23 protein-coding genes are annotated in these 20,918 nt (G+C 72.4%); 16 read left to right on the top strand and 7 right to left on the bottom strand.

Annotated elements, in window-relative coordinates:
* Positions 1-80: 80 nt before the first annotated feature.
* Genes ACFVQ3_RS05130 through ACFVQ3_RS05115 form a run of 4 tightly spaced genes read left to right on the top strand, consistent with a single transcriptional unit; the run spans position 81 to position 3,771 of the window.
* A complete protein-coding gene (locus tag ACFVQ3_RS05130; RefSeq protein ID WP_387635889.1) occupies positions 81-1,154 on the top strand; it encodes a Bug family tripartite tricarboxylate transporter substrate binding protein in 1,074 nt (357 codons plus the stop codon).
* Position 1,155: 1 nt separating this feature from the next.
* Complete coding sequence (locus ACFVQ3_RS05125; protein ID WP_387635886.1) at positions 1,156-1,830, top strand: tripartite tricarboxylate transporter TctB family protein; 675 nt, start codon at positions 1,156-1,158, stop codon at positions 1,828-1,830.
* On the top strand, positions 1,823-3,382 hold the full coding sequence (locus tag ACFVQ3_RS05120) for a tripartite tricarboxylate transporter permease (RefSeq protein ID WP_387635884.1): 1,560 nt from the start codon (positions 1,823-1,825) through the stop codon (positions 3,380-3,382). Before ACFVQ3_RS05125 ends, ACFVQ3_RS05120 begins: the two co-directional genes overlap by 8 nt.
* Positions 3,382-3,771 (top strand): universal stress protein, encoded by a 390-nt coding sequence (locus ACFVQ3_RS05115; protein ID WP_387635882.1) that lies wholly within the window; start codon positions 3,382-3,384, stop codon positions 3,769-3,771. Before ACFVQ3_RS05120 ends, ACFVQ3_RS05115 begins: the two co-directional genes overlap by 1 nt.
* 145 nt (positions 3,772-3,916) lie before the next feature.
* On the opposite strand, the gene ACFVQ3_RS05110 is transcribed toward ACFVQ3_RS05115, so the two are convergent.
* Together ACFVQ3_RS05110 and ACFVQ3_RS05105 are read right to left on the bottom strand one after the other, a co-directional pair.
* On the bottom strand, positions 3,917-4,690 hold the full coding sequence (locus tag ACFVQ3_RS05110) for an HAD-IIA family hydrolase (protein WP_387635879.1): 774 nt from the start codon (positions 4,688-4,690) through the stop codon (positions 3,917-3,919).
* Positions 4,690-5,571 carry a DedA family protein gene (locus tag ACFVQ3_RS05105; protein WP_387635876.1) on the bottom strand — a complete coding sequence of 294 codons (882 nt, stop codon included), beginning with the start codon at positions 5,569-5,571 and terminating at the stop codon, positions 4,690-4,692. Before ACFVQ3_RS05105 ends, ACFVQ3_RS05110 begins: the two co-directional genes overlap by 1 nt.
* Before the next feature lie 293 nt (positions 5,572-5,864).
* Here ACFVQ3_RS05105 and ACFVQ3_RS05100 point away from each other — a divergent pair, with 293 nt between their 5' ends.
* Both ACFVQ3_RS05100 and fbaA read left to right on the top strand, forming a co-directional pair.
* Positions 5,865-6,536, top strand: a complete 672-nt coding sequence (locus ACFVQ3_RS05100) for a TrmH family RNA methyltransferase (RefSeq protein WP_387636078.1) — start codon at positions 5,865-5,867, stop codon at positions 6,534-6,536.
* Between the two features lie 170 nt (positions 6,537-6,706).
* Positions 6,707-7,729, top strand: a complete 1,023-nt coding sequence (fbaA, locus tag ACFVQ3_RS05095) for a class II fructose-bisphosphate aldolase (RefSeq protein ID WP_387635873.1) — start codon at positions 6,707-6,709, stop codon at positions 7,727-7,729.
* Between the two features lie 151 nt (positions 7,730-7,880).
* Here fbaA and ACFVQ3_RS05090 read toward each other — a convergent pair whose 3' ends face one another.
* Positions 7,881-8,336, bottom strand: coding sequence for an STAS domain-containing protein (locus ACFVQ3_RS05090; RefSeq protein ID WP_138826418.1), 456 nt, complete (start codon positions 8,334-8,336; stop codon positions 7,881-7,883).
* 114 nt (positions 8,337-8,450) lie between these two features.
* Here ACFVQ3_RS05090 and ACFVQ3_RS05085 point away from each other — a divergent pair, with 114 nt between their 5' ends.
* Positions 8,451-10,793 (top strand): SpoIIE family protein phosphatase, encoded by a 2,343-nt coding sequence (locus tag ACFVQ3_RS05085; protein ID WP_387635871.1) that lies wholly within the window; start codon positions 8,451-8,453, stop codon positions 10,791-10,793.
* 20 nt (positions 10,794-10,813) lie between these two features.
* Here ACFVQ3_RS05085 and ACFVQ3_RS05080 read toward each other — a convergent pair whose 3' ends face one another.
* Positions 10,814-11,152: an STAS domain-containing protein gene (locus ACFVQ3_RS05080; protein WP_030151057.1), complete on the bottom strand. Its 339-nt coding sequence runs from the start codon at positions 11,150-11,152 to the stop codon at positions 10,814-10,816.
* A 69-nt stretch (positions 11,153-11,221) separates the two neighbouring features.
* Between ACFVQ3_RS05080 and ACFVQ3_RS05075 the strand changes: the two genes are divergently transcribed.
* The 4 genes from ACFVQ3_RS05075 to ACFVQ3_RS05060 all read left to right on the top strand — a co-directional run bounded on the left by ACFVQ3_RS05075 (position 11,222) and on the right by ACFVQ3_RS05060 (position 16,100).
* Positions 11,222-11,662, top strand: coding sequence for a DUF3151 domain-containing protein (locus ACFVQ3_RS05075; protein ID WP_387635869.1), 441 nt, complete (start codon positions 11,222-11,224; stop codon positions 11,660-11,662).
* Positions 11,663-12,031: 369 nt separating this feature from the next.
* Positions 12,032-13,318, top strand: coding sequence for an adenylosuccinate synthase (locus tag ACFVQ3_RS05070; RefSeq protein ID WP_377677911.1), 1,287 nt, complete (start codon positions 12,032-12,034; stop codon positions 13,316-13,318).
* Between the two features lie 188 nt (positions 13,319-13,506).
* Positions 13,507-14,796, top strand: coding sequence for a phosphoribosylamine--glycine ligase (gene purD, locus ACFVQ3_RS05065; protein ID WP_387635866.1), 1,290 nt, complete (start codon positions 13,507-13,509; stop codon positions 14,794-14,796).
* A gap of 347 nt (positions 14,797-15,143) precedes the next feature.
* Positions 15,144-16,100, top strand: coding sequence for a phosphoribosylaminoimidazolesuccinocarboxamide synthase (locus ACFVQ3_RS05060; protein ID WP_387635864.1), 957 nt, complete (start codon positions 15,144-15,146; stop codon positions 16,098-16,100).
* On the opposite strand, the gene ACFVQ3_RS05055 is transcribed toward ACFVQ3_RS05060, so the two are convergent.
* Positions 16,078-16,437, bottom strand: a complete 360-nt coding sequence (locus ACFVQ3_RS05055) for an HNH endonuclease signature motif containing protein (protein ID WP_387635861.1) — start codon at positions 16,435-16,437, stop codon at positions 16,078-16,080. The genes ACFVQ3_RS05060 and ACFVQ3_RS05055 overlap by 23 nt on opposite strands.
* 163 nt (positions 16,438-16,600) lie before the next feature.
* On the opposite strand from ACFVQ3_RS05055, the gene ACFVQ3_RS05050 reads away from it, so the two are divergent.
* The 5 genes from ACFVQ3_RS05050 (at position 16,601) to ACFVQ3_RS05030 (ending at position 19,318) form a co-directional block, all read left to right on the top strand.
* Positions 16,601-16,954 (top strand): PadR family transcriptional regulator, encoded by a 354-nt coding sequence (locus tag ACFVQ3_RS05050; RefSeq protein ID WP_387635858.1) that lies wholly within the window; start codon positions 16,601-16,603, stop codon positions 16,952-16,954.
* Positions 16,954-17,610 carry a hypothetical protein gene (locus tag ACFVQ3_RS05045; protein ID WP_387635856.1) on the top strand — a complete coding sequence of 219 codons (657 nt, stop codon included), beginning with the start codon at positions 16,954-16,956 and terminating at the stop codon, positions 17,608-17,610. The genes ACFVQ3_RS05050 and ACFVQ3_RS05045 overlap by 1 nt, the downstream gene beginning before the upstream one ends.
* A gap of 285 nt (positions 17,611-17,895) precedes the next feature.
* Positions 17,896-18,168: a phosphoribosylformylglycinamidine synthase subunit PurS gene (purS, locus tag ACFVQ3_RS05040; protein WP_030151045.1), complete on the top strand. Its 273-nt coding sequence runs from the start codon at positions 17,896-17,898 to the stop codon at positions 18,166-18,168.
* Positions 18,168-18,896 carry a phosphoribosylformylglycinamidine synthase subunit PurQ gene (purQ, locus tag ACFVQ3_RS05035; RefSeq protein WP_387635853.1) on the top strand — a complete coding sequence of 243 codons (729 nt, stop codon included), beginning with the start codon at positions 18,168-18,170 and terminating at the stop codon, positions 18,894-18,896. The genes purS and purQ overlap by 1 nt, the downstream gene beginning before the upstream one ends.
* 140 nt (positions 18,897-19,036) lie before the next feature.
* A complete protein-coding gene (locus tag ACFVQ3_RS05030) occupies positions 19,037-19,318 on the top strand; it encodes a hypothetical protein (protein ID WP_387635851.1) in 282 nt (93 codons plus the stop codon).
* A 10-nt stretch (positions 19,319-19,328) separates the two neighbouring features.
* Here ACFVQ3_RS05030 and ACFVQ3_RS05025 read toward each other — a convergent pair whose 3' ends face one another.
* Both ACFVQ3_RS05025 and ACFVQ3_RS05020 read right to left on the bottom strand, forming a co-directional pair.
* Positions 19,329-20,000 (bottom strand): DUF1345 domain-containing protein, encoded by a 672-nt coding sequence (locus ACFVQ3_RS05025; RefSeq protein ID WP_387635849.1) that lies wholly within the window; start codon positions 19,998-20,000, stop codon positions 19,329-19,331.
* A gap of 66 nt (positions 20,001-20,066) precedes the next feature.
* On the bottom strand, positions 20,067-20,918 hold the full coding sequence (locus ACFVQ3_RS05020; protein WP_387635847.1) for an MBL fold metallo-hydrolase: 852 nt from the start codon (positions 20,916-20,918) through the stop codon (positions 20,067-20,069).

The following is a 20,918-nucleotide window of genomic DNA, read 5'->3' as shown; positions in this document are numbered from 1 at the left end:
ACCACCTCCACGCTCCTAGGCTCCGCTGCACACCAACGGCCCGGGACTACGACGTCGCGAGGCCTGCTCAAGGAGGAGAAATGGCATCCGTCGTCAGCCCGCGTCGCGGGCACAGCACGCGTCCGTCAGGGCGTCGCCGCCTCGCCGGCGCAGCAGCACTCACCAGCCTCGCCCTCGCGCTGAGCGCCTGCGCAGGTCTCGCCTCGGGAGACGAGGCCCCGGCCGCCGAGGGCAGCGACAAGCCCGCCGCGGTCGGCCTGGCCTCGCTCGACATCATCGTCCCCGCGGACCCGGGCGGTGGCTGGGACCAGACGGGCCGGGCGCTCCAGAAGGAGCTGCAGGCCACCGGGCTGGCGAAGACCATCAACGTGACCAACGTGGGCGGGGCGGGCGGGACCGTCGGTCTGGCCTCCCTCGCGACCGTCACCGAGCCCAACACCCTCATGGTGACCGGGCTCGTCATGGTCGGCGCGGTCGAGACCAACAAGTCCCAGGCCCGCATCGAGGACACGACCCCGATCGCGCGCCTCACCGAGGAGCCGCTCGTCATCGTCGTGCCGGCCGAGTCCAAGTACACGACGCTCAAGGAGCTCGTGGACGACATCGTCGCCAACGGCAAGGACGTCACGGTGACCGGCGGGTCCGCAGGCGGTGCGGACCACATCCTCGCGGGGATGCTCCTCAAGCAGGCCGGCGTCCCGTCGGAGAAGCTCGTCGACACGCTCAACTACGTCGCGTACTCGGGCGGTGGCGAGTCCCTCTCCGCCCTCCTCGGCAACAAGGTCAGCGCCGGCATCTCGGGCGTCGGCGAGTACGCCGAGCAGGTCAAGGCGGGCACCCTGCGCGCGCTCGCGGTCACGAGCCCCGAGAAGGTCGAGGCGCTCCCCGAGGTCCCCACGCTCCACGACGCGGGCTACGGGTTCGACCTCACCAACTGGCGTGGCGTCCTCGCCCCCGCCGACATCACGGACGAGGAGCGCGCCGCGCTCGAGGCCGTCCTCACCGAGCTCCACGCGTCCGAGGAGTGGCAGGCCACGCTCGAGGAGAAGGGCTGGGCCGACGCGTTCGTCACCGGCGCCGACTTCGACGACTACCTCCAGCAGAACATCGCCGACATCCAGGCGGTCCTGCAGGACATCGGTCTGGTCGCCTGACATGTCCCCGTCCTCTCCCGTCCCGCCCGGTGAATCCCCCGCACCGGGCGGGACCTCCCCCCAGGTCGCCACGGAACCTCGCGCCGACGCGCGCGACCAGGTCCCGGTGACCGAAGAGGTCCCGCTCACCGGCGGGACCGGGCCGTCGGGGGCCGCGGCGGCGCACACCGACGCGGCTCCCAGGCGGCGGATCGGCGAGTACGTCGTCGCCGCGGTGACGATCGCCCTGGGCGTGTTCGTGGTCGTCGACGCCGGGACCATCCAGGTCCCGGGGTCGACGACCACCATGGGCCCCCGCGCCTTCCCCTATCTCGTCGGCGGCCTGCTGCTGATCTCGGGCGTCCTCGTCCTGGTCGGTCTCCTGCGCGGGAAGTTCGGCGAGGAGGACGACGGCGAGGACGTCGACCCGAACGTCAGGACCGACTGGAAGACGGTGGCTCTCCTCGGCGTCATCTTCGTGGCGCACGTCTACACGATCAACCTCGCCGGCTGGCCGGTCGCGGCGACGCTGCTCTTCGGCGGGTCGGCGATCGTGCTCGGCGCCCGCCCGTGGTGGCGTGCGATCGCGCTCGCGGTCGTCCTGGCCCTCATCATCCAGCTCGTCTTCGGCGGGCTGCTCGGCCTGTCGCTGCCCCCCGGCCCGTTCCTTGAAGGGGTGAGCTTCCTCCGTGGATAACCTCTCCGCACTGATGGAGGGCTTCGCGACGGTCGCGCAGCCCGTGTACCTGCTCTACGCGCTGTTCGGCGTGTTCATCGGGACGGCGGTCGGCGTCCTGCCGGGCATCGGACCCGCCATGACCATCGCCCTGCTCCTGCCCCTGACGTACTCGCTCGACGCGACGGCCGCGATCATCGTGTTCGCGGGCATCTACTACGGCGGCATGTACGGCGGGTCGACGACCTCGATCCTGCTGAACACCCCGGGCGAGTCGGCCTCGATCGTGACCGCGCTCGAGGGCCACAAGATGGCCAGGCTCGGGCGCGGAGCCGCGGCACTCGCCACGGCCGCGATCGGGTCGTTCGTCGCGGGCACCATCGCGACCGTCCTCCTGACGCTCGTGGCTCCCGTCATGGCGAAGTGGGCCGTCCAGCTCGGCGAGCCCGACTACTTCGCGCTCATGATCGTCGCCTTCATCACGGTGGGAGCGCTCCTCGGCAAGTCCGTCTCGCGCGGCATGGTCGCCCTCGCCCTCGGCCTGTTCCTGGGGCTCATGGGCACGGACACCCTGACCGGGCAGCAGCGCTTCACGTTCGGCGTCCCGAACCTCGCCGACGGCCTCAGCGTCGTGATCGTCGCCGTGGGCCTGTTCGCGGTGGGCGAGGCGCTCTACGTGGCGTCGCGCCTGCGGCACGGACCGGTGCACGTCATCCCGGTCGAGAAGGGCTGGCGCTCCTGGATGAAGCCCGAGGACTGGCGCCGCTCGTGGAAGCCCTGGCTCCGCGGCACCGCGATCGGCTTCCCCGTCGGGACCATCCCGGCCGGTGGCGCCGACGTGGCGACCTTCCTGTCGTACGCGACCGAGCGCAAGCTCGCCGGCAAGCACAAGGACCAGTTCGGCAAGGGCGCCATCGAGGGCGTCGCAGGCCCGGAGTCGGCGAACAACGCCGCAGCCTCGGGCGTCCTCGTCCCGCTCCTGACCCTGGGGCTCCCCACGACCGCGACCGCGGCCATCATCATCGTCGCGTTCCAGTCGTACGGGATCCAGCCGGGGCCGATGCTCTTCCAGACGCAGTCGTCGCTCGTGTGGGCGCTCATCGCGAGCCTCTACATCGGCAACCTCATGCTGATCGTCCTCAACCTGCCGCTCGTCGGCATGTGGGTCAAGGTCCTGCAGATCCCCCGGCACTACCTGTACGCGGGCATCCTGCTGTTCGGGGCGCTCGGGTCCTATGCGCTCAACTTCTCCCCGGTCGACGTGCTCATCCTGCTCGTCATCGGTGTGGTCGGCTTCTTCATGCGGCGCTACGGCTACCCCGTGGCCCCCATGGTGGTCGGCATGATCCTGGGCCCCATGGCCGAGGATCGCCTGAGGCGCTCCCTGACCATCAGCCAGGGAGACCTCTCGTACCTCGTGACGAGCCCGTTCGCAGCCACCGCCTACGTCTCGATCCTCGTGATCGTGGGCCTCGGCCTGTGGCTCAAGAGCCGCGAGAAGCGTGCCAACGTCGAGCTGTCCCGGCTCGGCGAGGAGATCCGTGAAGAATCCCAGTCGCAGGAGGTGAACTGATGACCGTCGTCCTCGCCTACGCTCCCGGCGACCTCGGGACCGCCAGCGCCCGAGCAGCGGGCCGGTCGGCCGCGCTGCTCGGGTCGAAGGTCGTGATCGTCAACGCCACGCGGGCGGACCGGCTCGTCGACCCCCGGTGGGCCGACGAGGCCGAGCTGGCCCACGTCATCGAGATCCTCGACGAGGCGCAGGTCGGCCACGAGGTGCGCCACCTGAAGTCCGGCGCCCTGCCGGCCGACGTGGTCCTCGAGGTCGCGGAGGAGGTCGACGCGGAGCTCATCGTCGTCGGCCTGCGCCGCCGGACACCGGTGGGCAAGCTCGTGCTCGGCTCCACGCCTCAGCAGATCCTCCTCCGGGCGAGCTGCCCGGTCCTGGCGGTCAAGGCCTGAGGCGTCCACGGACCGCCGCCCCGGTACCCCGAGCTGGTCGGGGGGCCGGGGCGGTGCGCTGCCCGGGGCAGCGGGCAGCGGGCAGCGGGCCAGCGGGGCGACGTCGCGGTGGGGCTGCGTGGCGGGGCAGCCCGCCGCAGAAGCCTCAGACGCGGTCGACGAGGTCGGCGATCGAGTCGACGACCTTGCTGGGGCGGAACGGGAAGGTGTCGACCTCGTGGATCTTGGTCGAGCCCGTCATGACGAGGTACGTGTAGAGCCCCGCCTCGATCCCGGCCACGACGTCGGTGTCCATGCGGTCGCCGATCATGGCGGTCGTCTCGGAGTGCGCGTCGATGCGGTTGAGCGCGGACCGGAACATCATGGGGTTGGGCTTGCCCACGAAGTAGGGCTCGCGCCCCGTCGCGGCGGTGATCATGGCCGCGACCGCACCCGTGGCGGGCAGCGGCCCCTGCTGCGAGGGGCCGGTCGTATCCGGGTTGGTGCAGATGAACCGCGAGCCACCCAGGATGAGGCGCACGGCCTTGGTGATGGCCTCGAACGAGTAGGTGCGGGTCTCGCCCAGCACGACGTAGTCGGGGTCCGACTCGGTGAGCGTGTACCCGGCCTCGTACAGGGCCGTGGTCAGGCCCGCCTCGCCGATCGCGTAGGCGCTGCCGCCGGGGACCTGGTCGCTCAGGAACTGCGCCGTGGCCAGGGCGGACGTCCAGATCGACTCCTCGGGCACCTCGATGCCCGAGGTCGCGAGCCGCGCGCGCAGGTCGCGTGCCGTGAAGATCGAGTTGTTCGTGAGGATCAGGAACGGGCGCTCCTTGTCCCGCAGGGCCCGGATGAACTCCGGGGCGCCGGGGATGGCGTGGCCCTCGTGGACGAGCACGCCGTCCATGTCGGTGAGCCAGCTCTCGATCACGCGAGGCATCAGTCGTCCTTTCCGGGGGAGTGCTCGACGGCGTCCGTCGACTTCTCGGGTCGTGTCACCGGTGCGGTCGTCGCCTCGGTGGGGAGCGCGGTGGGAGTCGCTGCGGCCGTGGTCGACGTGGCGAGCTCGGAGACGGTCGCGGCGTCCGCCAGGGCACCCGTGCCCTCGGCCTTGACCCGACGGGACTCCCGGCGGGCGCGCAGCACCTCGATGACCACGGGGATCACGGAGATCGCGACGATGAGCACGAGGATCGTCTCGATGTGGTCGTTGACGAACTGGACGTTGCCGAGCCAGTAGCCGAGCAGCGTCACGCCGACGCCCCAGACGAACGCACCGACCAGGTTGTAGACCACGAACGTGCGGTAGCGCATGCCGCTCATGCCGGCCGCGACGGGTGCGAACGTCCGCAGGAAGGGGACGAAGCGCGCGAGGATGACGGTGCGGCCGCCGAACCGCTCGAAGTAGTCGTGGGCCTGGTCGATGTACTTGGTCTTCAGGACGCGTGCGTCGGGCTTGAAGAGCCGCGGACCGATCTTGTTGCCGATCAGGTACGCGAGCTGGTCGCCCAGGAATGCGGCGGCGAAGATCATGCCGCACACGAGCCAGATCGACAGGTTCAGCTCGTCCTGCGCGACGAGGAGGCCCGCGGTGAACAGCAGCGAGTCGCCCGGCAGGAACGGGAAGAGCAGGCCGGTCTCGATGAAGACCACGGCGATGATGCCGAACACCGCGTAGACGCCGAAGCGCTCGATGAACCCGCTGATCATGTTCCGCGCGTCGAGCCAGTCGGGCCCCAGGGCGACCACGTGGCTCCCGTCGACGGCGGCGAGCGCGGCCGTGGCGTCGGGCAGCGTGGACGTGAGCAGGTCGGTGAGCACGCACCCAGCGTAGTGGGCGCGCTGCCGCGCAGGCCCGGGCCCGCGTGGCGCGACCGTGAACATCGTGGGTGGATCGCACCTTCGGGACGTGGGGGCCGTCCGCACCGTGCGCCACGACCGGGGTCGGCCGCGGCGCCGTGGTCGGGACCCGCGACAATGGGACCGTGACAGCCCGCCCCGCGCAGCCCGAGTCCCAGCCCGAGCCCCGGCCCGACGGGCCGAACACGCCCGACGGGCAGATCGCCCCCGACGGGCCGACCACGCCTGACGGGCCGACCACGCCCGACGGGCAGATCGAGTCCGGCGACCCGACCCCCCGTGGTGAGGACGAGGTCGAGGTGGGCGTCGGTCCCTGGCCCGGGGGCAGGGCGGCGTGGCCGACCGACCCGCGCTACGACGTCGAGCTCCTGGAGCACGGCGACCGCCGCAACGTCGTGGACGCCTACCGCTACTGGACGGTCGAGGCGGTCGTCGCGGACATGGACGCGCGCAGGCCGCGCGACCGGCGCCTGCACGTCGCGATCGAGAACTGGGGCCACGACCTCAACATCGGCTCGGTCGTGCGCACCGCGAACGCGTTCAACGCGGCCGGGGTGCACATCGTGGGGCGACGACGCTGGAACCGTCGTGGCGCCATGGTCACTGACCGCTACCAGCACGTGAGCCACCACCCGCAGGTCGAGGACCTGCTGACCTGGGCCGCGACCGCCCGCGAGGGCGCGGGCATCCCCGTCATCGGGATCGACAACGTCCCGGGCTCGATCCCCCTCGAGGGGTACGCGTTCCCGCCCGAGTGCGTGCTGCTGTTCGGCCAGGAGAGCACCGGCCTGTCCATGGAGGCGCGCGCGGCGAGCCGCGACGTCCTGCACATCACGCAGCACGGGTCGACGCGGTCGATCAACGCGGGCGCCGCGGCGGCGATCGCGATGCACGCGTGGGTCACGCAGCACCTCGTGGTCCCCTGACGGGTCGGCCCTGCAGCCCGCTCCGTGAGACGTCCCAACCCGTGGTGACGAGCGTCCATCTGAGGGACGGACGACACCCCCGGTAGGGATCCATGACAAAATCATGGGGATAACAGGGCGCGCGGCAGTGTCGTCGGCACCCACCTCCTTCCGTCATTGGAGTTCTGCAGATGGCTATCGCAACCCCCGAGGTCTACGCCGAGATGATCGACCGCGCGAAGGCAGGCAAGTTCGCCTACCCCGCCGTCAACATCACGTCGTCGCAGACCATCACCGCCGCCATTCAGGGCTTCGCCGAGGCCGAGTCCGACGGCATCATCCAGGTCTCCGTCGGCGGCGCCGAGTACGCGTCCGGCTCGACGATCAAGGACCGCGTGACCGGTTCGCTCGCCCTCGCGGCCTACGCGACCGAGGTCGCGAAGAAGTACGACGTCACCATCGCCCTGCACACGGACCACTGCGCCAAGCAGAACCTGGACTCCTGGGTCCGCCCGCTGCTCGCGATCGAGGCCGAGCAGGTCAAGAACGGTGGCCTGCCCACCTTCCAGTCGCACATGTGGGACGGCTCGTCCGTGCCGCTCGACGAGAACCTGATCATCGCCGAGGAGCTCCTCGAGCTGTCCGTCGCCGCGCGCACCATCCTCGAGATCGAGGTCGGCGTCGTCGGTGGCGAGGAGGACGGCCACACGGCCGAGATCAACGACAAGCTCTACACGACGGTCGAGGACGGTCTCGCGACGGTCAAGGCTCTCGGTGCGGGCGAGAAGGGCCGCTACCTGACGGCCCTCACGTTCGGCAACGTGCACGGTGTCTACAAGCCGGGTGCGGTCAAGCTGCGTCCGTCGATCCTCGCGGACATCCAGAAGGCCGTGGGCGACGCCATCGGCAAGGAGAACCCGTTCGACCTCGTCTTCCACGGCGGCTCGGGCTCGACGCTCGAGGAGATCACGGAGGCCGTGGACAACGGCGTCATCAAGATGAACATCGACACCGACACGCAGTACGCGTTCACGCGTCCGGTCGTCGACCACATGTTCCGCAACTACGACGGTGTCCTGAAGATCGACGGCGAGGTGGGCAACAAGAAGGCCTACGACCCGCGCGCCTGGGGCAAGCTCGCCGAGGCCGGCATGGCTCAGCGCATCGTCGAGGCGTCGCAGCAGCTGCGTTCCGCGGGCCAGAAGATCCGCTGAACCCGGTGAGCCGCCCGCCAGGGCGGTGACCCCGGCGGGACGTCCCGCCACCTGGAGTGCCAGCAGGCCCCGGTCCGTCAGGACCGGGGCCTGCTGCGTGTCGTCCGGGACGCGCGAGCCCGACGGCGGAGCGTGGGCCGGGCGGTCCGCCTCAGCGGTCGGTGCGCGGGAGGCGACGGCTCCCGTTGAGGTGCGTGACGCCGTCGGGAAGGTCGAAGCCGGGGTCCTCGTCGACGATGTCGAGCATGTCCCCGATTCGCGTGACCTCCAGGAGGAACCGCACCGTGGGCGGGGCGCGCAGCACCCGGACCCGGTGCGGGCCGCGCGTCGCGAGCCGCGCGAGGAAGGCGACGCCCGAGGAGTCCATGAAGGTCACGTGATGGGCGTCGATCTCGACGGGCAGGCCCGTGGCCTCTGCGTCGGCCGTCGCGTCCAGGAGATCGGCGCCGAGATCGGCGTCGATCTCTCCCGACAGGACGATCCGTGCTCGGGTCGCCCCGACGATGACGTGGACGCTCGCAGGATCGGCCTGGTCCGTGACGACGCCGCTCGCCCCGAGTTCGGGGTCCTCGGGCTCGCTACCAGCCGTGGTGTTACCGTCGCGCACGTTGCTCCTCCCAGCGTGGACCGGACCCGCACAGGTCTCGGAGATCACCAATCTACGGTTGAATGTCCACTCGGGACAGTAACGCGCTCACGGCAGTGTCGTTCGGAGGTGGAAATGGTCGGCTCGTCGAGCCTGGGTCTGGGCTCCTGGGGCCACGTTCCGCGTGCCGGTGGCGCGGCGCTGCCGGACGGCGGGGCGGAGACCCTCGCTCGTGCGGTCCAGCGTGCGGGCGTCGCGGCGTTCCTCCTGGGCCCGGCCTCCGGGGGGATGCCCGTGCTCTGGGTCAACGACGCGTTCAGCAGGCTCACGGGCTACTCGACCGACGAGGTCGTCGGGCGTCGGCCGCAGTTCCTGTCGGACCTCCTCGCGGACCAGTCCGAGGCCGAGCACTTCCGGGCGGGGGTCCTCGAGGGCCGCGAGGTCAAGCGCACCGTGCAGCACGAGCGCCACGACGGGTCGATGATCTGGGTGCAGCTCACGCTCGCGCCGGTCGACGAGGCCGGTGGCGAGGTCGGTCACTGGGCGGGCTCGATGGTCGACCTCACCGAGCACGTCGACCGGTCGGCGGCGCAGCTCGCCTCGCTCGAGCTCGAACGCCGCAAGCGTGCCGGGCTCGCGATCATCACCGAGACCTCGGACCTCCTCAACGACCTGGACTACCCGCTCGCGCTGCGGGAGATCTGCGACGTCCTCGAGGGGGCGCTCGTGGAGTGGGCCGGCTTCTACATGAACGACGACGGGCTCCGGTTCGCCGAGGGCATCGACACCACGACACCACCGAGCGGGCGCGGGCAGCGCCACGGCCGGTACATCGCCGACGGTGCGGGCATCGTCGAGGGGGCCATGGGGCAGACCGACGCGCTGGGCGACGCGACGGGCCCGGCCCTCCTGGTCCCGGGGACCGTGATCGACCTCCAGGACACGGTGCAGGACCTGCTCGACGGACGGATCGAGGGCCCTGTCCGGCTCGACCTGTCGGCGGACTACCCGCAGTGGTCGGCGTCGGGCTGGCTGAGCCGCGACGTGCGGCAGCGCACCTCCACGCTCGCGGGCGCGCCCCGCGAGGTGCTGCTCCACGCGATCGCCGGACGCCGCCGCGTCCTGGGGCTGCTCGCGACGAGCGGCCTGCCGGCCTCACCCGGGACGACGACGGACCCGGAGAGCGCCGACGCGGTCCTGCGCACCCTCGCGAGGCGAGCCGGTCTCGCGATCGACAACGTGCGTCTCTACGCCCGGGAGCACCGCCTCGCGGAGACCCTGCAGCGCGCGATGCTGCCCGAGCAGGCGGACGTGACGGGGCTCGACGTCTGGACGTACTACGCGCCCAACTCCGAGCACGCCCAGGTGGGCGGCGACTGGTACGACGTCCTGCAGATCACGCCCGACGTCGTCGGGCTGGTCATCGGGGACGTCGTGGGGCACGACGTCGAGGCGGCCGCGGCCATGGGGCAGCTCAGGTCGGTCGTGCGTTCCTACGCGTACGAGCTCACGACGCCCGGGCCCGTGCTCGAACGCGTGGACCAGCTCGTGGTGGGCATGCGCATCCCGCGGTCGGCGAGCCTCGTCTACGCGTCGCTCGTGCGGCACGGCGAGCAGCAGCCGCCCGAGGACGGCGCCGAGGAGCCCGGCACCGACGAGCCGCGCACCGAGGACCGCGGCGGGGCGGACGGTCAGCGCTGGACGATCGAGTACTCGCGGGCCGGGCACCTGCCGCCGCTGCTCCTGCGGGACGGGGAGGTCACGCAGCTGAACGAGGCGGGCGGTTCGCTCGTCGGGTTCGGGGTCGGGACCCGCGCGACGGGGCGGGCGGACCTGCAGCCGGGGGACGTCCTGCTCTTCTACACCGACGGTCTCATCGAGCGCCGGGACCGCGCGCTGCGCGTGGGCCTCGACGCCCTGGTGGAGGCGACCCGGGCGATCACGGCGATCGACTCCGCGGGGATCGGCGAGGAGCTCCTGTCACGTCTCGCCGACGCACCCGAGGACGACGTCGCGCTCGTCGTGGTCCGGGTCCCCGACCCCGTCACGGATCCCGTGACGTCGGCCCTGAGCCCGCGGAGCCGACGGTGGCTCCTGCCGAGCGAGCCCGCGTCGATCGGGCGGGCACGGCACGCGGTCCTGCGCACGTGTCAGGCGTGGGACCTCGGCGACAGCGCCAACGCCGAGCTCGTGGTGTCCGAGCTCGTCGCGAACGGCGTCCTGCACGGGTGGGGGCACCTCGCGCTGCGGCTCTTCGACACCGGGGACGGTCTGCGCGTCGAGGTCGAGGACTCGAACCCTGCTCCTCCCGTGTCGACCGACGGCCACGTGCACCGCATGGGCGGGTTCGGGATGCAGATCGTCGAGCGCCTCGCGGACTGGGGGTGGCGGCCGGCCGGCTCGGGCAAGCTCGTGTGGGCCAGGCTGAGGTCACCCGCGGAACGGGCCGACCGAGGGGCACGGCCCGAGGAGGGCTGAAGGCCCGACGGGCGGTCGTGTCAGGCGGTCGCGCTCACCGGCGGGTCGCAGCGGTGGTCGGCGTCGATGCGGAACAGGTCGAGGGCCCCGCACACCTCGAGGACGAAGAGGTCCCGGTCGTCGCACCCGCGGAGCACGGTCGCCCCGCCGCGCTTGCGACCGGAGTCGGCGAGCGAGATGAGGAAGGCCGCGCCGGTCGAGTCCATGAAGGTCACGCGGCACATGTCGATCACGAGGAGCTGACGGCGCAGCCCCACGACGCGGGCGGCGATCTCCGGGAACTGGTCACGTTCCGCGAGATCGAGGTCCCCGGCGATGACGAGCGTGGTCGTCGCGGGGGACGTGGAGATCTCGATCATGTGCATGACTCTAGGCGGCGGGGCGCCTCGTTGCACATGCGCTCGTCAGGAGCCTGCGAGAATCGCTGGATGTCTCACGCACCCACGCACCGCAACCTCCTCGACGGGCCCGCGCCCGTCCGTCTCCCGGCTGAGCCGGACGTCGACGCGGCGATCGCCCGGGGGGACGACACGTTCGCGCTCGCAGGCGCGTACCCCGCCTCCTCGCTCCCGTGGGCCCTCCTCGCCGAGGCGACGCTCCGCGAGGACGACGCCCGTGCGGCCGTCACGGCGTACGCGTTCGCCCGCACGGGCTACCACCGAGGGCTCGACGCGCTGCGTCGCGCCGGCTGGCGCGGCCAGGGGCCGATCCCGGCCGACCACGTCCCGAACCAGGGCTTCCTGCGCGCGCTCCTCGCGCTCTCGCGCGCGGCGTCGCTGATCGGCGAGGACGGCGAGGCCGAGCGGTGCGCCCAGTTCCTGGTCGACTCGGGGACGTCGGCCGACGAGGTCGGGGCGCTCGCGGGCTGACGCCCGGGCGCCTGCGGTCGGTCGGGACGATGGACGCCGCCCGCGCGGTCGTCGCCCCTGCCGCCGTGCCTCTTCCCGCCGCCCGACGACGTCGCGCACGTGGCGCCGTCGGGCCGCGGGGATCTTCCCGGTGGGCCGAGGGGCCCGCCGAGGTCAATGGCAGGTAAACTCGTCCAGGCTTCCGGGTGACTGCCGCCCGGACGCGCCTCGGGCCCGCGCAGGACCCGTCGGCGGAACGCGCCGTGCGTCGACCCCCGGTCGATGGTGCGCGACGCGGTCGCTCGCCGACCGGACAGTCCTCCGTACGTGCCGGTCGGTGCCGGTCCGTGACCCGGTCCGAGGAACAGGCAGTCTGAAAGTGGGGAATCCATGCCAGGCGTGGTGCTCATCGGTGCCCAGTGGGGCGACGAAGGCAAGGGCAAGGCGACCGACCTCCTCGGGTCGCGGGTCGACTACGTGGTCAAGTTCAACGGCGGCAACAACGCCGGGCACACGGTCGTCATCGGCGACGAGAAGTACGCCCTGCACCTGCTGCCCTCCGGCATCCTGTCGCCCGGGGTCACCCCCGTCATCGCGAACGGGGTCGTCGTCGACATCGAGGTCCTCTTCCAGGAGCTCGACGACCTGATCTCGCGCGGCGTCGACGTCTCGCGCCTGCTGGTCTCCGGCAGCGCCCACGTCATCGCGGGCTACCACCGCACGATGGACAAGGTCAGCGAGCGCTTCCTGGGCAAGCGCCGCATCGGGACGACCGGCCGCGGGATCGGGCCGGCGTACGCCGACAAGATCAACCGCGTCGGCATCCGCATGTGGGACCTGTTCGACGAGAAGATCCTCGCGGAGAAGATCGAGGGCTCGCTCGACCAGAAGAACCACCTGCTGGTCAAGGTCTACAACCGGCGGGCGATCACCGTCGACGAGACGGTCGAGGAGCTGCTGGCGTACGCGGACCGCGTCAAGCCGATGGTCGCGGACACGTCGCTGATCCTCAACCAGGCGCTCGACGCGGGCAAGAACGTCCTGTTCGAGGGCGGTCAGGCCACGATGCTCGACGTCGACCACGGCACCTACCCGTTCGTGACGTCGTCGAACGCGACCGCAGGCGGCGCCCTGACGGGCTCGGGCGTGGGACCGACGAAGATCTCGTCGGTGATCGGCGTCATCAAGGCGTACACGACCCGTGTCGGCGAGGGCCCGTTCCCCACGGAGCTCTTCGACGAGATGGGCGAGTACCTGCTCAAGGCCGGCGGGGAGTACGGCGTCACCACGGGTCGCGCGCGTCGCTGCGGCTGGTACGACTCGGTGATCGCCCGGTACTCGAGCCGCATCAACGGCATCACGGACCTCGTGGTGACCAAGCTCGACATCCTCACGGGCATCCCCAAGATCCCGGTCTGCGTCGCGTACGACGTCGACGGCGTCCGCTACGACGAGATGCCGACCGACCAGACGGCGTTCCACCACGCGAAGCCGATCTACGCCGAGTTCGACGGCTGGACCGAGGACATCTCCGGCTGCCGGACGTTCGAGGACCTGCCGGCCAACGCGCAGGCGTACGTGCGCTCGCTCGAGGAGCTCTCGGGTGCGCGCGTCTCGGCGATCGGCGTGGGGCCGTCGCGCGACGCGATCATCCCGCTGCACGACCTGCTGCACTGAGTCATACGTTCCGGTAACGGCCCACGCAGGGTCGTTCCGCTGCGGGCCCCGTGCCCGCTCACCTGCCTGGTGAGCGGGCACGGGGCCCGTCGTCGTCGGGTACGGAACGCGGCGGCGGACGCGGTCTCGGGCACGGATCACGTGGACGCCCAGGGCCCCACGACGCCGGATCGGTAGACTGCCGTCCCGTGAAGATCCTCGTCATCGGTTCGGGTGCCCGCGAGCACGCCATCGTCCACTCGTTCGCCCAGGAGGCCGCGGCCACCGGCGCGGAGGCGCACGAGCTGCACGCCGCCCCCGGCAACCCGGGCATCGGCGAGCTCGCGACCCTGCACGCGGTCAGCGCGGTCGACGGCGAGGCCGTCGCGGCGCTCGCGACCCGCCTCGGTGCGGACCTCGTCGTGATCGGCCCCGAGGCGCCGCTCGTCGCGGGCGTCGCCGACGCGGTGCGCGCGGTGGGCATCGACTGCTTCGGACCGAGCGCGCAGGCCGCTGCGCTCGAGGGCTCCAAGGCATTCGCCAAGGACGTCATGGCTGCCGCGTCGGTCCCGACCGCGCTCGCGCACGTCTGCACCGACATCGACCAGGTCGCCGACGCGCTCGACGCGTTCGGTGCCCCCTACGTCGTGAAGGACGACGGGCTGGCGGCGGGCAAGGGAGTCGTCGTGACCGACGACCGCCAGGAGGCGCTCGAGCACGCGCAGGCCTGCTTCGCGACGCCCCGCCCGGGTGCGGGCGACCCCGTCGTCGTCATCGAGGAGTACCTCGACGGTCCCGAGGTCTCGCTCTTCTGCCTGTCCGACGGCACGAGCGTGGTCCCCCTGGCCCCGGCGCAGGACTTCAAGCGCGCGTTCGACGGCGACGCCGGCCCCAACACCGGCGGCATGGGTGCGTACAGCCCGCTGCCCTGGGCCCCGGAGGGGCTGACGGAGGAGGTCGTGACCCGGGTCGCGCAGCCCACGATCGACGAGATGGCGCGCCGCGGCACGCCGTTCGCCGGCGTGCTCTACGTGGGGCTCGCGCTCACGAGCCGCGGCACGCGCGTGGTCGAGTTCAACGCGCGCTTCGGCGACCCGGAGACGCAGGTCGTCCTGGCCCGCCTCACGACCCCGCTCTCCGCGGTGCTGCGCGCAGCGGCCCGCGGCGAGCTCGCGGACTTCCCGCGCCTGCGCTGGTCCGACGACGCCGCGGTCACCGTGGTCGTCGCCGCCAACGGCTACCCCTCGACCGTCCGCAGCGGGGACCCGATCACGGGGATCGACGGTGTCGAGGCGGTCGAGGGCGTGCACGTCCTGCACGCCGGCACGGCGCTCGACGAGGGCACGCTGCGCAGCGCGGGCGGCCGCGTGCTGTCGGTCGTCGCCCGCGGCGCGGACCTGGGAGAGGCACGTCGTCGGGTGTACGCGGGTGTCGACGAGGTCGTCCTGCCCGGCTCGCACCACCGCACCGACATCGCGGAGAAGGCGTCGCGCGGCTGACCGTGCGCCCCTGACGGACCGTGAGGTCCGCCCGCGCAGGGGAACCGGCCGACGGCGCAGGGCCCGCGAGCCGATGCTCGCGGGCCCTTGCCGTCCCGCGGATGGTCGGGGTCCTGACGGACTGCTCGGACGAACGCCAGGAGGACGCTCCCCGGGGCGAGGGCGGTCCTGCTGATGAGCCCTCGGTCGAGCGCCCGTCGACGGGGCAGCCGTCGCCTCGCCGGCGCGGTGCGTCGGGTGACGCGTGGGCCCCTCGCCCCGGGCGCCGGGTGACGTGACGTGCCGGCGCCCACCTCGCCATCCGGACAGCCCGAGGGGCCCGTGTCGTGGATGAGAGACTAGGCGCCGTGACTGACTCGCGCGACGCCCTCGACACGGCCCACCTCGAACTCCCGGGATGGCGGCACGTCTACTCGGGCAAGGTGCGAGACCTCTACGAGCCGGACCTCGCGCAGCTCGGCGGCGCGCACCCGCTCGGCGACGTCGTCCTCGTGGTCGCGAGCGATCGTGTCAGCGCGTTCGACCACGTCCTGTCCCCAGGGATCCCCGACAAGGGCGTCGTCCTGACCCAGCTCAGCCTGTGGTGGTTCGACAGGCTCGCGGACCTCGTCCCGAACCACGTCGTCAGCACCGAGGCCAGTGCGATGCCCGGCGACGGCCTGGTGCCCGACGCCGTCGCGGGCCGCGCCATGATCTGCCGCCGGCTCGAGATGTTCCCGGTCGAGTGCGTCGCCCGTGGCTACCTCACCGGCTCGGGCCTCGTCGAGTACCGCGTGGACCGCACGGTGTGCGGAGTGCCCTTGCCCGAGGGGCTCGTCGACGGGTCGCGCCTGCCCGAGGCGATCTTCACGCCCGCAGCGAAGGCCGAGGTCGGTGAGCACGACGAGAACGTGTCGTTCGAGGTCGTCGCGGGGACCGTCGGGCTCGACGCCGCGACCCGGCTGCGCGACCTGACCCTCGCGGTCTACTCGCGCGCCGAGGAGATCGCCCGCGAGCGTGGAGTGATCCTCGCCGACACCAAGCTCGAGTTCGGGGTGGATCCCGTCACGGGCACGACCGTCCTGGGCGACGAGGTGCTGACCCCCGACTCCTCGCGCTTCTGGCCCGCCGACCAGTGGCAGCCGGGGCGCTCGCAGCCGAGCTTCGACAAGCAGTACGTCCGCGACTGGCTCGCCTCCGAGGCCTCGGGCTGGGACCGTGCGTCCGACGCGCCGCCACCCTCGCTGCCTGCGGACGTCGTCGAGCGCACGCGCGACCGCTACCTCGAGGCCTACGAGCGGATCACGGGCGAGTCCCTGTTCTGAGCACGGGCCCCGCCGTGGAGGCGTGGCGCTCGCGGACGTAGCGGTGGCCGGTCGGTGACGTCCAGCGGACCGTGCCGTCGGCCGCGAGGTCGGGGCGCCAGCCGGAGCGTGCCCGGACCACGTGGTGGTGCCTGCACAGGGAGATGAGGTCCTCGGGCCCGACGTCGGGCTCGGGGGAGTCCGGCTCTCGCGGCGCGGGGCGGACCACGTGGTCGAGGTCGCAGCGGAACGCAGGGACCGAGCAACCGGGAAAGGTGCAGGTGCGGTCGCGCGAGAGCACGGCGGCGATCACCTGGACTCCTGGCCCGGGGCGGACTGCGAGCGACGGTTCGAACATGTGTTCGATGATAGGCGGCGCCTCTGACACAGGCCCCGCGAGCCGGTGTCTCGCACCGGAGCGCGGATCCTCGGTGCCGACGCTTGTCCTATGGGTCGTTGCGCGATATATATCGACTATGCCCACAGCGACGCACGGCCCGAGCGGCGGAAGACCCTTCCGCATGACCGAGCAGGCCTATCTGATCCTGCTCTCCCTCACCCCGGAGCCCTTGCACGGCTACGCCGTCATCCAGGCCGTCACCGAGCTCTCCGACGGGGCGACGGCCCTCGGCGCAGGGACCCTGTACGGCAACCTCGACCGGCTCTCGGGCGCGGGACTCGTCGAGCCCTCGGGCGAGGAGGTCGTCGACGGCCGTCTCCGGCGCTACTACCGGATCACGGACGACGGCGGCCGCGCCGCCGAGCAGGAGACGGACAGGCTCCGAGAGCTCGCCGCCAGGGCGCAGAAGGCCCTCGACAGGCGCGGCGCGGCGGCACGCCCGACGTCGGGCAGGCTCGCTGGAGGGCTGGCCTGATGCGCCGCCGCGACCTCGCTGCCGACGAACGCTTCGAACGGTCGGCGCGACTCTGGGCGCGCGCCTACCCCCGCCGCTGGCGCGAGGTCCACGGCGACGAGCTCCTCGCGGTCCAGCAGGACATCGCGCACGCGGCGGCCGAGGCTGCGGGCGCTCCCGTGCCCGACCGGTTGAGCCCCAGCGAGGTCCGCAGCCTGCAGTGCGCCGGCTGGGGGCTGCGGTGGCGGGAGCGCCCGCCGCTGTGGCGGTGGGCGCTGTACCGGTGCTTCGACGTGCGACTTCCGGAGAAGTACTGGTGGTGGGTCGCGGACGACATCCACGGGGCCGCCTATGCGTTCCGGGCTCAGGCCGGCGTGGTCGCCATGCTCGTCCTGGCCACGACGTGGCCGACGCCCGTCGCGTTCCTGACCGGGCAGGGCGTCTACGTCCCGATCTACGTGTCGTCCTGGTACTGGTGGGCGTTCATGGCGCTGACCGTCGTCGTCGGGGGCACAGCCTTCCGGAAGGACCGCGTCCGTCGGGCCTGGCGCCGACACGTCATGGAGGGCAACATGCCGCTGCCGCTGCGCGCGCCGGCTCCGCTGCCGCCGGGCACCGAGCGGCAGACGCCCACGAACGACCTACCCGACCCCCGGGACGCCGCCCCCACCTCCTGAGGTGCGCTCCGCCGTCGGGCAGGGAGATCCTCGCGGTCGAGAACGAGGTCGAGGTCGCCACGGCGCGCAGAACGGCCGCAACCTCGTTCTCGGCGCCCCCGGGGGCACCGCATCGACCGACGCCTGAGACGCGACCCGGCCCCGGGCGCGGCCCGGGTAAACTGGCCCCGGAATCCCCACCCACCGAGATCCGTGCGACCTCGTCGCCGCCCTCGCGGCGCGCCCCGAGCCTCGTGCGGACCTGTCCGAGCCGAGCCGGCCGGACCAACTTCCCGAGGAGCTCCTGTGGGACGCGTAGTCGTCGAGGTCATGCCCAAGCCCGAGATCCTGGACCCGCAGGGCAAGGCCGTCGTCGGGGCGCTCCCGCGCCTGGGCTTCACCCAGTTCACCGGCGTGCGCCAGGGCAAGCGGTTCGAGCTCGAGGTCGAGGGTGACGTCACCCCCGAGGTCCTGGCCGCGGCCCGCGAGGCCGGCGAGAAGGTCCTGTCGAACCCGGTCATCGAGGACGTCGTCCTCGTCGCCGAGCTGACGGCCGAGCTGGGCGGGGAGAGCGCCTGATGAGCGCCCCCGCAGCGACCGGCCTGGCCACGGCCCGGATCGGTGTCATCACGTTCCCCGGCACGCTCGACGACCGTGACGCGGCCCGCGCCGTGCGTCTGGCCGGTGGCGAGCCCGTGTCCCTGTGGCACGCGGACGCGGACCTGCACGGGGTCGACGCGGTCGTGCTCCCGGGCGGCTTCTCGTACGGCGACTACCTGCGTGCCGGGGCGATCAGCCGCTTCGCGCCCGTCATGGACTCGCTCGTCGACGCGGCCACGGGCGGCCTGCCCGTCCTGGGCATCTGCAACGGCTTCCAGATCCTCACCGAGGCGCACCTGCTGCCCGGCTCGATGATCAAGAACGACCACCTCGCGTTCATCTGCCGCGAGCAGACCATGGTCGTCGAGAACGCCGACACCGCCTGGACGCGCGACTACACCGCGGGCCAGCGCATCACGGTGCCGCTCAAGAACCAGGACGGCCAGTTCGTCGCCGACGAGCGTACGCTCGACGAGCTCGAGGCCGAGGGTCGCGTCGTCTTCCGCTACGAGGGCTGGAACCCGAACGGGTCGCGCCGCAACATCGCAGGCATCTCGAACGCGGCGGGCAACGTCGTGGGCCTCATGCCGCACCCCGAGCACGCGGTCGAGGCCGGCTTCGGCCCCGCGAACGAGTCCGGCCCGCGCGCGGGCACGGACGGCCTGGGCTTCTTCACCTCGGTGCTGAGCACGCTCGTCCAGGCCTGAGAGCCCCGTCGCCCCCGCGCGACGCACGCACTGCCCGACGGCGGCGCTCACCTCCCGAGGTGAGCGCCGCCGTCGGGCAGTGTCGTACCTGGCCCGGACATCACCCGCTGCCGGGCCGCCCGACCCGCTACCCTGGTCCGGTGCTCACCCTCTTGTCCGGTTCCTCCGTGTTCGGCGCCCACGTGATCGACTGCGTCGCGTGGGTGACGGGGATGCTCGCCGCCGCGCCGGGCCGAGTGGGCGTGATCGGCTCGCGCATCGAGGCCGTGGTCGTGGACTGGGGCTGGTTCGGCCCGACGGGCGAGATGACCGAGCGCATCCTGTACACCCCGCTGAGGGTCGCCCTCGCGCTCTTCCTCGTCACGGCGGTCGCGGCGGTCGCCGCGCTCGTGTCGACCCTCCTGACCCGCCGGGGCCGGTGAGCCGGCGGGGTCAGAGCCCCGCGACCAGGTTGACGACGGCGCCGATGATCACGGTCCCGAACAGGTAGGACAGCAGGGCGTGGCCCAGCGCCGTCCGGCGGATCGCGCCCGACGTCACGTCGGTGTCGGAGATCGCGAAGCTCATCCCCACCGTGAACGCGACGTACATGAAGTCGAGGTACCGGGGCGGCTCGGCCTGGTTGAAGTCGATCCCGCCATCAGGGCCCGTGTAGTACTGCCGCGCGTAGGCCAGGCCGAACAGGGTGTGGACCGCTGCCCACGAGATCGCGACGCTCCCCACGGCGAACACCGCGGTGAGGGCCTGCTCCGTCTTGTCGTCGGGCGAGGCCAGCAGGAGGAGGCCGACCCCGACGAGGCTCACGACCGACGCGGCGAGGATGAACAGGTGCGCCACCCGTCGTGACGGTTCCTCGCGCGTGGCGTGGCTCGCGGTCACGCGGGCGTCCATGGGCGCGACGACGACCCAGGTCCAGGTGACGAACAGCAGGGCCGCGACGCTCCACCCTGCGAGGACCGCGAACCGCGGGTAGCCCTGCGAGCCGATCCAGGTCCCGACCGCCACCCCGACCAGCGCCCCGGCGGCCAGGCGCCACCCGGGGCCGGCGCCGAGCCGGTCGCGGGGGACGGGGCCGGAGGGCAGGTCCGGGCGGGAGGGCGTCACGCGGTCAGTCAACCACCGGCCGCGCGGCCCGGCGCGTCGGCCGACCGGGTCCCGGAGGTCCGGTCGCTACGCGTCCTCGGCGAGGTACCGGAGCTGGGCCCGGACGCTCTGCCGCGCCGCGGGGAGCACGCCGGGGGCGACGTCGCCGTAGACCGCGGCGGTCACGTCGTCGACGAGCGCCTCCGTCACCGCGTCGACCGCCCGGTCTCCGAGCGCCTCGCGCACCTGGGCGAGCCGTCCCGCCCGGTGCTCGCGGTAGGCGTGCACCACGGTGGACAGGTCGGCCAGGTGCGGGCCGTGCGCGGGCAGGACCGTCGCGGCGCCGAGCGACCCGAGCAGGTCGAGGCTCGCGAGGTAGTCGCGCAGCGAGCCGTCGGGCTCGGAGAGGACCGTGGTCCCACGGCCGAGGATCGTGTCCCCCGTGAGCACGCTGCCGTGCGGTCCGTCGTCGGGGAGGTGGAAGCTCGTCGAGTCGCCCGTGTGCCCGGGCGTCGCGAGGACCTTGATCCGCAGGCCGGCCGCGCGGATCGTCTCGCCGTCGTGCAGCGGGGGCGCCTCGCGGGAACCGGCCGGGTGGCAGTGCGCCGGGTCGGCGGCTCGGACCGGCGCGCCCGTGAGCTCGGCGAAGCGTGCCGCCCCTGCGGTGTGGTCCGCGTGGCGGTGCGTGATCAGGACGACCTCGACGCGCGGACCGGCGGCCAGGGCGGTGAGGTGCGCGACGTCGTCGGGCCCGGGGTCGACGACCACGCGCGTGCCCGCCCCCGGCGCGGCCAGGACGTAGGACCTGGTCCCGTCGAGCGTCATGGGGCCGGGGTTGGGAGCGAGCAGGACCGAGGCCAGGCCCGTGACGCGCACCGGACCGCCCGACGACGTCGCGTCGGCGGGCGGTCCGGTGCGGTCGTCGCTCGGCGGTGTCAC

It is taken from the genome of Oerskovia sp. NPDC057915, from assembly GCF_042887685.1.
Lineage (GTDB): Bacteria > Actinomycetota > Actinomycetes > Actinomycetales > Cellulomonadaceae > Oerskovia.
The sequence above is the reverse complement of the archived record's forward strand: the minus strand, read 5'-3'. Positions and strand labels throughout refer to the sequence as shown.

Excerpts from the sequence above, each read along its gene's own strand:
- fbaA (WP_387635873.1), top strand. The coding sequence starts at position 6,707 with ATGGCTATCGCAACCCCCGAGGTCTACGCCGAGATGATCGACCGCGCG.
- ACFVQ3_RS05055 (WP_387635861.1), bottom strand. The coding sequence starts at position 16,437 with ATGTTCGAACCGTCGCTCGCAGTCCGCCCCGGGCCAGGAGTCCAGGTG.
- ACFVQ3_RS05110 (WP_387635879.1), bottom strand. The coding sequence starts at position 4,690 with ATGCCTCGCGTGATCGAGAGCTGGCTCACCGACATGGACGGCGTGCTC.
- purQ (WP_387635853.1), top strand. The coding sequence starts at position 18,168 with ATGAGCGCCCCCGCAGCGACCGGCCTGGCCACGGCCCGGATCGGTGTC.
- ACFVQ3_RS05070 (WP_377677911.1), top strand. The coding sequence starts at position 12,032 with ATGCCAGGCGTGGTGCTCATCGGTGCCCAGTGGGGCGACGAAGGCAAG.
- ACFVQ3_RS05080 (WP_030151057.1), bottom strand. The coding sequence starts at position 11,152 with ATGATCGAGATCTCCACGTCCCCCGCGACGACCACGCTCGTCATCGCC.
- ACFVQ3_RS05125 (WP_387635886.1), top strand. The coding sequence starts at position 1,156 with ATGTCCCCGTCCTCTCCCGTCCCGCCCGGTGAATCCCCCGCACCGGGC.
- ACFVQ3_RS05050 (WP_387635858.1), top strand. The coding sequence starts at position 16,601 with ATGACCGAGCAGGCCTATCTGATCCTGCTCTCCCTCACCCCGGAGCCC.
- ACFVQ3_RS05130 (WP_387635889.1), top strand. The coding sequence starts at position 81 with ATGGCATCCGTCGTCAGCCCGCGTCGCGGGCACAGCACGCGTCCGTCA.
- ACFVQ3_RS05075 (WP_387635869.1), top strand. The coding sequence starts at position 11,222 with ATGTCTCACGCACCCACGCACCGCAACCTCCTCGACGGGCCCGCGCCC.
- ACFVQ3_RS05115 (WP_387635882.1), top strand. The coding sequence starts at position 3,382 with ATGACCGTCGTCCTCGCCTACGCTCCCGGCGACCTCGGGACCGCCAGC.
- ACFVQ3_RS05045 (WP_387635856.1), top strand. The coding sequence starts at position 16,954 with ATGCGCCGCCGCGACCTCGCTGCCGACGAACGCTTCGAACGGTCGGCG.
- ACFVQ3_RS05085 (WP_387635871.1), top strand. The coding sequence starts at position 8,451 with ATGGTCGGCTCGTCGAGCCTGGGTCTGGGCTCCTGGGGCCACGTTCCG.